The organism is Streptomyces mutomycini (assembly GCF_001700505.1).
GTDB classification, from domain to species: domain Bacteria; phylum Actinomycetota; class Actinomycetes; order Streptomycetales; family Streptomycetaceae; genus Streptomyces; species Streptomyces mutomycini.
This window is the reverse complement of the sequence record NZ_MAPV01000256.1, coordinates 1-8775: the sequence shown is the minus strand read 5'-3', so window position 1 is coordinate 8775 and position 8775 is coordinate 1. Positions and strand designations below refer to the sequence as shown.

General features: G+C 69.2%; 6 protein-coding genes and 1 pseudogene. 5 read left to right on the top strand and 2 right to left on the bottom strand.

The annotated features are described in order from the left end of the window. Both BFF76_RS28710 and BFF76_RS28705 read left to right on the top strand, forming a co-directional pair. Positions 1-1170, top strand: a pseudogene (locus BFF76_RS28710) (TerD family protein); the annotation flags it as partial. Positions 1171-1435: 265 nt separating this feature from the next. Continuing rightward, positions 1436-2446, top strand: a complete 1011-nt coding sequence (locus BFF76_RS28705; RefSeq protein ID WP_031094477.1) for a TerC family protein — start codon at positions 1436-1438, stop codon at positions 2444-2446. A 65-nt stretch (positions 2447-2511) separates the two neighbouring features. Here the strand turns inward: BFF76_RS28705 and BFF76_RS28700 are convergent, their stop codons facing one another. Both BFF76_RS28700 and BFF76_RS28695 read right to left on the bottom strand, forming a co-directional pair. Continuing rightward, on the bottom strand, positions 2512-3168 hold the full coding sequence (locus BFF76_RS28700; RefSeq protein ID WP_065849388.1) for an MBL fold metallo-hydrolase: 657 nt from the start codon (positions 3166-3168) through the stop codon (positions 2512-2514). 10 nt (positions 3169-3178) lie between these two features. Then, positions 3179-3868, bottom strand: a complete 690-nt coding sequence (locus BFF76_RS28695) for a maleylpyruvate isomerase family mycothiol-dependent enzyme (RefSeq protein ID WP_065849387.1) — start codon at positions 3866-3868, stop codon at positions 3179-3181. Between the two features lie 173 nt (positions 3869-4041). Between BFF76_RS28695 and uvrA the strand changes: the two genes are divergently transcribed. The 3 genes from uvrA to uvrC all read left to right on the top strand — a co-directional run. Then, positions 4042-7053: an excinuclease ABC subunit UvrA gene (gene uvrA, locus BFF76_RS28690; protein ID WP_065849386.1), complete on the top strand. Its 3012-nt coding sequence runs from the start codon at positions 4042-4044 to the stop codon at positions 7051-7053. 217 nt (positions 7054-7270) lie between these two features. Continuing rightward, complete coding sequence (locus BFF76_RS28685) at positions 7271-7699, top strand: Rieske (2Fe-2S) protein (RefSeq protein WP_031094487.1); 429 nt, start codon at positions 7271-7273, stop codon at positions 7697-7699. A gap of 78 nt (positions 7700-7777) precedes the next feature. Continuing rightward, positions 7778-8775, top strand: a 998-nt coding sequence (gene uvrC, locus BFF76_RS28680; RefSeq protein ID WP_065849385.1) for an excinuclease ABC subunit UvrC, incomplete at its 3' end; no start/stop codon positions are given.

Here is an 8775-nt window from a genome sequence, read left to right as displayed (position 1 = left end):
CCTCCGACGGCCCCGCCCGCAGCCCCCGGGCAGCCCGCGCTGCCCGTCGCCGGCGATGCCACCGGCTGGTCCATGGACGAGCGCCTCTACAACCAGATCTGGGGCATGTTCGAGGACCTCGCACGTGCGGTCGCCGCCTACCGCAGCGCCGTCGACTTCGCCGAGTCCCGGATGGACCAGGAACTCGACCGGGCCCTCTCCGATCCGCGCAGCCGCATCGGCGGGGCGGGCGACCGCGCACGCGCGCAGGCCCGGGCCAAACGCGACGAACTCACCGGCCGGGCACGCGAGGCGCTCGACCGTGATCTCGCCCAGCTCACCGCCGAGTCCGCTGTCGTCGAGCCTGCGCTCCCCGCCGCGTACGCGGGCTGGGACAACCCCGTCTGGCACGGCTACCGCGTCCCGATGGAGATCCCGATGGCCCTGCGCATCGGTGACCTCCGCCTGCCCGAGGTCACGGACCTGCGTATCCCTCTGCTGGTGCGGCTTCCCCTGGAGCGCGGCATCTGGGTCGACAGCGGACGCACGGCCTCCGAGGCGGCCGCGGCGACCACCGGGGACCAGTTGCGAAGGCCGGCCATGGAGACGGCCGTCGCGCTGGCGGCGAGGCTGCTCGCCGTCTACCCGACGGACGAGTTCTCCGTGCACGTCATCGACCCGGCCGGTTCCGCGGCCGGCTCCCTCGCACCCCTGTCCGGCTCCGGCGTCCTCGCAGGGCCGCCCGCCGCCGGGGCGGAGGGGGTGTCCTCGGTCCTCGCCCACCTCACCCGGCGCGTCGATCTCCTGCAGATGGCGCTCAGGGCCGGTGCCGCGGACGCGCTGCCCCCGGACCTCGACACGGGGGAGCATCTGCTGATCGTCAACGACTTCCCGCACGGCTTCGACGACAGGGCCGTCACCCACTTGCGCTATCTGGCCGACGAGGGCCCCTCGGTGGGCGTGCACCTGCTGATGGTGGCCGACCGCGAGGACGCCCGCGCCTACGGCCCGGTGCTCGACCCGTTGTGGCGGTCCCTGCTGCGGATCACGCCCGTGGCCGACGACCACCTCGCCGACCCCTGGGTGGGCCACGCGTGGACGTACGAGCCGTCGATGGCGCCCCAAGGCAGCCGCGTCCTGGAGCAGGTGCTCGCCCTGGTGGCCGCGGCGCGGCGCGCGGGCTACCGCTGAGTGTGGTGACGCCAGGTCAGAAACCTCCACGAGGTCTCTGACCTGGCGTTTTGGGTGCGCCTTGGTACGGACTTTACTGTTTCTTGGTGCTTCATGTACTGTTCTTGGTGCGGAGGGGAGTACTCCCGATCGCGGCGTTCCCGTCAGTACGGACTGTGACCGGTCCCGGGGCGCCGGCCCGGCGCGCATCCCGCGCTCCCGGGTGGAAGAGACCTCCGGCAGCGACGACGCTGATCTATAGCCGTAGCGAACTGCCGGAGGCGCAGTGGACGTTTCATGGACCCTCTGGGCGCTGACCATCTTTGGTCTGTGCGCCCTCATCGCCGTCGACTTCTTCATCGGGCGCAAGCCTCATGACGTGTCGACCAAGGAAGCCGGAATCTGGACCATCGTCTGGATCGCCCTGGCCGTACTCTTCGGACTAGGACTGCTGGTCTTCGGGGAGAGCCAGGCCTCCGGCGAGTTCTTCGCCGGCTTCATCACCGAGAAGTCGCTCAGTGTCGACAACCTCTTCGTCTTCGTCCTGATCATGGCGAAGTTCTCGGTGCCCTCCCACCTCCAGCAGCGGGTGCTGCTTATCGGTGTGCTGATCGCCCTGGTGCTGCGTGCGATCTTCATCGCGGCCGGTGCCGCGGTCATCGCCAACTTCTCGTGGATCTTCTACATCTTCGGCGCGTTCCTGATCTACACCGCCTGGAAGCTGATCCAGGAGGCGCGGGCCGACGAGGACGAGGAGGAGTTCGAGGAGAACCGACTCCTGAAGTCGATCGAGCACCGCTTCGGTGTCGCCGACAGGTACCACGGGACCAAGCTCTTCATCCAGAGCAACGGCAAGCGCGTCCTGACCCCGCTCATGGTGGTCATGCTCGCCATCGGCACCACCGATGTGCTGTTCGCGCTGGACTCCATCCCGGCGATCTTCGGCCTGACCCAGGACCCGTACATCGTCTTCACCGCCAACGCCTTCGCCCTGATGGGTCTGCGTCAGCTGTACTTCCTCATCGGCGGTCTGCTGAAGAAGCTGGTCCACCTCAGCTACGGGCTGTCGGTGATCCTCGGCTTCATCGGCGTCAAGCTGGTGCTGCACGCCCTGCACGAGTCCGGGGTGCACGTCCCGGAGATCTCCATCCCGTTCTCCCTCGCCTTCATCTGCGGTGTCCTCGTGATCACCACGATCACCAGCCTCATCGCCAACAAGAAGCAGGAAGCGGCGGAGAAGGGCGTGGAGGGCGAAGAGCGGAAGGACGACAGCGAGAACGTCGGCGCGGAGAAGTAGCGCCGCACGGACACGACGACGGCCGGGGCCCCGTGAGGGCACCCGGCCGTCGGGCGTTCACCGGTTCACCAGCCGCGCTCGCGCCACTTCGGCAGCTGCGGGCGCTCGGCGCCGAGCGTGGTGTCGTGACCGTGGCCGGGATAGACCCACGTCTCGTCCGGCAGGCGGTCGAAGAGCTTGGTCTCCACGTCGTGGAGCAGGCTCGCGAACGCCTCCGGGTCCTTATGCGTATTGCCCACGCCGCCGGGGAAGAGGCAGTCCCCGGTGAACACGTGCGGGGCCCCGTGCGGGTCGTCGTAGACCAGTGCGATGGACCCCGGGGTGTGGCCGGTCAGATGCCTGGCGGTCAGCCGTACCCGGCCCACCCGGATCGTGGCGCCGTCCTCGACGGGTTCGTCGGTCGGCACCGGGATGCCCTCGGCGTCGTACCTCCCGGCGTACGTCCGCGCTCCGGTGGCCGCCACCACCTCGCCGAGCGCCTGCCAGTGGTCACCGTGCCGGTGCGTCGTGACGACGGACGCGATGCCGTCCTCGCCGATCAGTCGCAGCAGGGTTGCCGCCTCGGCGGCCGCATCGATCAGCAGCTGCTCGCCGGTGGCCCGGCAGCGCAGCAGATACGCGTTGTTGTTCATCGGGCCGACGGCGACCTTGGAGATCATCAGATCCGTCAGCTCGTGCACGTCCGCAGGTCCGCCGACCTTGACCGTTCCGCTGTACGTCATGTGACGCAGCTTATAGCGGCGGCAGCGCGGGAAGGCTGCCGCCTTCCACGGCGAGCGCGGAGCCGTCACGGCGTCCGCAGAGCCAGCCGAGGATGTCGGGGGCCGTGCCCCTGACGGTGACCGGAGTGCCGTCGGCCCCGCCACCCGTGGTCCAGAGCCTGCCGTCGGGGGTGACCGCCGTGGTGGGGACGACATCGGGATGCCCGGCGAAGCGCTCGGCCAGGAAGTCGTTCTCCCGGGTCACGAACTCCTCCGGAAGATCCTCCAGCTCGTACCCCACCCCCAGGTCGACGTGGTGCAGCTCGACCTCGGCCCAGCGGCGGAAGGGGATGCGGGATGCCGAGTCCGTCACACCGTTGCGCATCGTGACCGTGCGTGACCAGTCTGCCGGTGCCGCGGCCGCGGTCAGGAGGGCCGCTCCGCTCCCGCGCAGGTCGGCGAGGTGCTCGACCAGGGGCCGGGGTGCGTCGCGTTCGATGTCGGCGTCCCGGGTTTCGCTGCTCGCGTACATCGGGCGCCCCTGGAGAACATTTATGAGGGCGTCGGCGTTACGTGACAGGTGGGCAAGAACATGGCCGCGGCTCCAGCCCGGCAGACGCGACGGCTCGGCAACGGAGCCGTCGTCCAGCTTGCCCGCGGCGCCGAGCAGTCGATCGGTCGCTTCACGGACGGCTTCCAGGTCGTGCACATGATCAGTCATGGGCCGAGCGTAGTCCCCCCACTCATTCGGGTGACGGAGTCTCCTGCCGACCGTAAATCGAATGCGCGTGCTATACGCTCGGAGTCGAAAGCTTCGTACACCGCTGAGGCGCCCCCCATAGGCTGGGACGGGGCCCAGTTCCCCCACTTCTCTCCAGAAAGGTGCGGACCGGCGTGGCCGACCGTCTCATCGTCCGTGGCGCGCGCGAGCACAACCTGAAGAACGTCTCGCTCGATCTCCCCCGTGACTCCCTCATCGTCTTCACCGGGCTCTCCGGATCGGGCAAGTCCTCGCTCGCGTTCGACACGATCTTCGCCGAGGGGCAGCGGCGCTACGTGGAGTCGCTCTCCTCGTACGCCCGCCAGTTCCTCGGCCAGATGGACAAGCCGGACGTGGACTTCATCGAAGGCCTCTCGCCCGCCGTCTCCATCGACCAGAAGTCGACCTCGCGCAACCCGCGCTCGACGGTCGGCACCATCACCGAGGTCTACGACTATCTCCGGCTGCTGTTCGCCAGGATCGGCAAGCCGCACTGTCCCGAGTGCGGGAGGCCCATCGCGCGCCAGTCGCCGCAGGCCATCGTGGACAAGGTGCTCGGCCTGCCCGAAGGCAGCCGCTTCCAGGTCCTGTCCCCGCTGGTGCGCGAGCGCAAGGGAGAGTTCGTCGACCTCTTCGGTGATCTCCAGACCAAGGGCTACAGCAGGGCCCGGGTCGACGGCGAGACCATCCAGCTGTCCGAGCCGCCGAAGCTGAAGAAGCAGGAGAAGCACACCATCGAGGTGGTCATCGACCGCCTCACCGTGAAGGACAGCGCCAAGCGCCGGCTGACCGACTCCGTCGAGACGGCGCTCGGTCTCTCCGGCGGCATGGTCGTGCTCGACTTCGTCGACCTCGAGGCGGACGACCCCGAGCGTGAGCGGATGTACTCCGAGCACCTCTACTGCCCGTACGACGACCTCTCCTTCGAGGAGCTGGAGCCCCGCTCCTTCTCCTTCAACTCTCCTTTCGGCGCCTGTCCCGACTGCACGGGCATCGGCACGCGGATGGAGGTGGACCCGGAGCTGATCGTCCCGGACGAGGACAAGTCCCTGGACGAGGGAGCGATCCACCCCTGGTCGCACGGCCACACCAAGGAGTACTTCGGCCGTCAGATCACGGCGCTGGCCGAGGCACTGGGATTCCGTACGGACATCCCCTGGGCCGGGCTGCCCCAGCGCGCCAAGAAGGCGCTGCTCCACGGCCACAAGATCCAGACCGAGGTCCGCTACCGCAACAGGTACGGGCGCGAGCGCGCCTACACCACACCCCGTTTCGAGGGTGCCGTCCAGTACGTCAAGCGGCGTCACTCGGAGGCCGAGAGCGACTCCAGCAGGGAGCGCTTCGAGGGCTACATGCGCGAGGTAGCGTGCCCGACCTGTGAGGGAACCCGGCTCAAGCCGCTGGTCCTCGCGGTGACGGTGATGGAGAAGTCCATCGCCGAGGTCGCCGCGATGTCGATCAGCGAGTGCGCCGAATTCCTCGGCCGCCTCAAGCTGAACGCACGGGACAAGAAGATCGCCGAGCGGGTCCTCAAGGAGGTCAACGAGCGGCTGAAGTTCCTCGTCGACGTGGGCCTCGACTACCTCTCGCTCAACCGTGCCGCGGGGACCCTCTCCGGCGGTGAGGCCCAGCGCATCCGGCTCGCCACCCAGATCGGTTCCGGGCTCGTCGGTGTGCTGTACGTGCTGGACGAGCCGTCCATCGGTCTGCACCAGCGCGACAACCACCGGCTGATCGAGACCCTGGTCAGGCTCCGGGACATGGGCAACACGCTCATCGTCGTCGAGCACGACGAGGACACCATCAAGGTCGCCGACTGGGTCGTGGACATCGGCCCCGGGGCCGGCGAGCACGGCGGCAAGGTCGTCCACTCCGGCTCGCTGAAGCAGCTGCTGGCCAACAAGGAGTCGATCACAGGTCAGTACCTCTCGGGCAAGAGGGCGATCGAGATGCCGGACCTGCGGCGCCCCGTGGACCCCGGCCGCCGTCTGACGGTGCACGGCGCCCGCGAGAACAACCTCCAGGACATCGACGTGTCCTTCCCGCTCGGTGTGCTCACGGCTGTCACCGGAGTCTCCGGATCGGGCAAGTCGACCCTGGTCAACGACATCCTGTACACACACCTGGCGCGCGAGCTCAACGGCGCCAAGTCGGTGCCCGGGCGGCACACCCGGGTCGACGGCGACGACCTCGTCGACAAGGTCGTCCACGTCGACCAGTCGCCGATCGGACGCACACCCCGGTCCAACCCGGCGACGTACACCGGAGTCTTCGACCATGTCCGCAGGCTGTTCGCCGAGACGATGGAGGCGAAGGTGCGCGGCTATCTGCCGGGCCGCTTCTCCTTCAACGTCAAGGGCGGCCGCTGCGAGAACTGCTCCGGCGACGGCACGATCAAGATCGAGATGAACTTCCTGCCCGACGTGTACGTCCCGTGCGAGGTCTGCCACGGCGCGCGCTACAACCGGGAGACGCTGGAGGTCCACTACAAGGGCAAGTCCATCGCCGAGGTGCTGGACATGCCGATCGAGGAGGGCCTTGAGTTCTTCGAGGCCGTCCCGACGATCGCCCGCCACCTGCGCACCCTCAACGAGGTCGGACTCGGATACGTCAGGCTCGGCCAGTCCGCGCCGACCCTCTCCGGCGGTGAGGCGCAGCGGGTGAAGCTGGCGAGCGAGCTGCAGAAGCGCTCCACCGGCCGCACGGTCTACGTCCTGGACGAGCCGACGACCGGTCTGCACTTCGAGGACATCAGCAAGCTCATCTCGGTGCTGTCGGGCCTCGTCGACAAGGGCAACACGGTGATCGTCATCGAGCACAACCTCGATGTGATCAAGACCGCCGACTGGGTCGTCGACATGGGCCCCGAGGGCGGCAACGGCGGCGGTCTGGTCGTCGCAGAGGGCACTCCGGAGCAGGTCGCCTCGGTGCCGGCAAGCCACACCGGGAAGTTCCTCCAGGACGTCCTGGGCGCGGACCGGATCGGTGAGGCCGCAGTGCCCGCCGCGCGCAAGGCCCGTAAGGCCCCCGCGAAGAAGGCCGTCGCGGCAAAGGCGACCACGCCCCGCAGGACGGCCACGGCCAAGGCGACAGGGAAGGCCGAGCAGCCCGCGCCGAAGAAGGCCGCCCGCGCGCGGAAGGCCTGACGCCGGCGTCGACGGGGCGGACCCCGCACAGGGGGCCGCCCCGTCGACGGCCGGCCGTGTCCCCTCTCCGGGGGCCGGGCGAAAGGCCGGCGTTCTCTGTCGGTATCGTCGGGTCTGTCGCCCATGCCTTCAGACGCGGCCCGTGCCCGGATTCCGTGGCACCCGGTGCCCCGGACGGTGACGGCGGCTCTCTGTCCCCCCGACCTGTGGAGAGCGCATGTCCGGTCTGCCCGCCGCCCGCCGTACCGTACTGAAGGGCGCCGCGCTCGCCGGTGCCGCCGGGCTGGGGGCGGCCGCCTGTTCGACCGACTCGAAGCTCGGCCACGCGCAGACGCCCACGCCCACCGCACCCGTGGAGCTCGGCTCGGCGGACGAGGTCCCGGTCGGCGGCGCCAAGCTCTACCGGGAGCAGCGGGTCGTCGTGAGCTGTCCCGCCGCCGGCCAGTACAAGGCATTCAGCGCGCAGTGCACCCACGCGGGCTGCCTCCTGGACAAGGTCGAGGGCAACGAGGGCAACTGCCCGTGCCACGGCAGCCGCTTCGACATGACCACGGGCAAGGCGCTGCAGGGGCCGGCCACGGTGCCGCTGCCCTCCGTCCCCGTGAAGCTCGAGGGCGGAAAGCTCGTCGCGGGACCCGGGGCCTGACCGCCCCGGCAGCTCGTCGCGAGCCTCCGGGCTCCTGGAAATGCCGCTCTGTCACTGCCCGCCAGTAGGGTGTGAGACATGGCAGACCCCTCCAGCTACCGCCCCAAGCCGGGACAGATCCCCGACTCCCCGGGGGTCTACAAGTTCCGCGACGAGCACCGCCGGGTGATCTACGTCGGGAAGGCCAAGAACCTGCGCCAGCGTCTGGCCAACTACTTCCAGGACCTGGCCGGTCTGCACCCCCGCACCCGCACGATGGTCACCACGGCTGCCTCCGTGGAGTGGACCGTGGTCTCCACCGAGGTCGAGGCGCTCCAGCTGGAGTACTCCTGGATCAAGGAGTTCGACCCCCGGTTCAACGTCAAGTACCGCGACGACAAGAGCTACCCCTATCTGGCGGTCACGCTCAACGAGGAGTTCCCGCGCGTCCAGGTCATGCGCGGCGCCAAGAAGAAGGGCGTGCGCTACTTCGGTCCGTACGGCCACGCCTGGGCGATCCGCGAGACCGTGGACCTGATGCTCCGTGTCTTCCCCGTGCGCACCTGCTCCGCGGGCGTCTTCAAGAACGCCGAACGGACCGGCCGGCCCTGTCTCCTCGGCTACATCGGGAAGTGCTCCGCCCCGTGCGTCGGACGGGTCACCCCCGAGGAACACCGGGACCTGGCCGAGGAGTTCTGCGACTTCATGGCAGGCCGGACCGGGACGTACATCCGCCGCCTGGAGAAGGACATGATGCAGGCGGCCGAGGAGATGGAGTACGAGCGGGCGGCCCGGCTGCGTGACGACGCGGGAGCGCTGAAGCGGGCCATGGAGAAGAGCGCCGTGGTCCTCGCCGACGCCACCGACGCGGACCTGATCGCCGTCGCCGAGGACGAGCTGGAAGCGGCTGTCCAGATCTTCCACGTCCGCGGCGGACGGGTCCGGGGCCAGCGCGGCTGGGTCACCGACAAGGTCGAGGCCGTCGACACGGCGGGGCTGGTGGAGCACGCGCTCCAGCAGCTCTACGGGGAGGAGTCGGGCGACTCCGTGCCCAAGGAAGTGCTCGTCCCGGCGCTCCCCGAGGACCCCGACGCCGT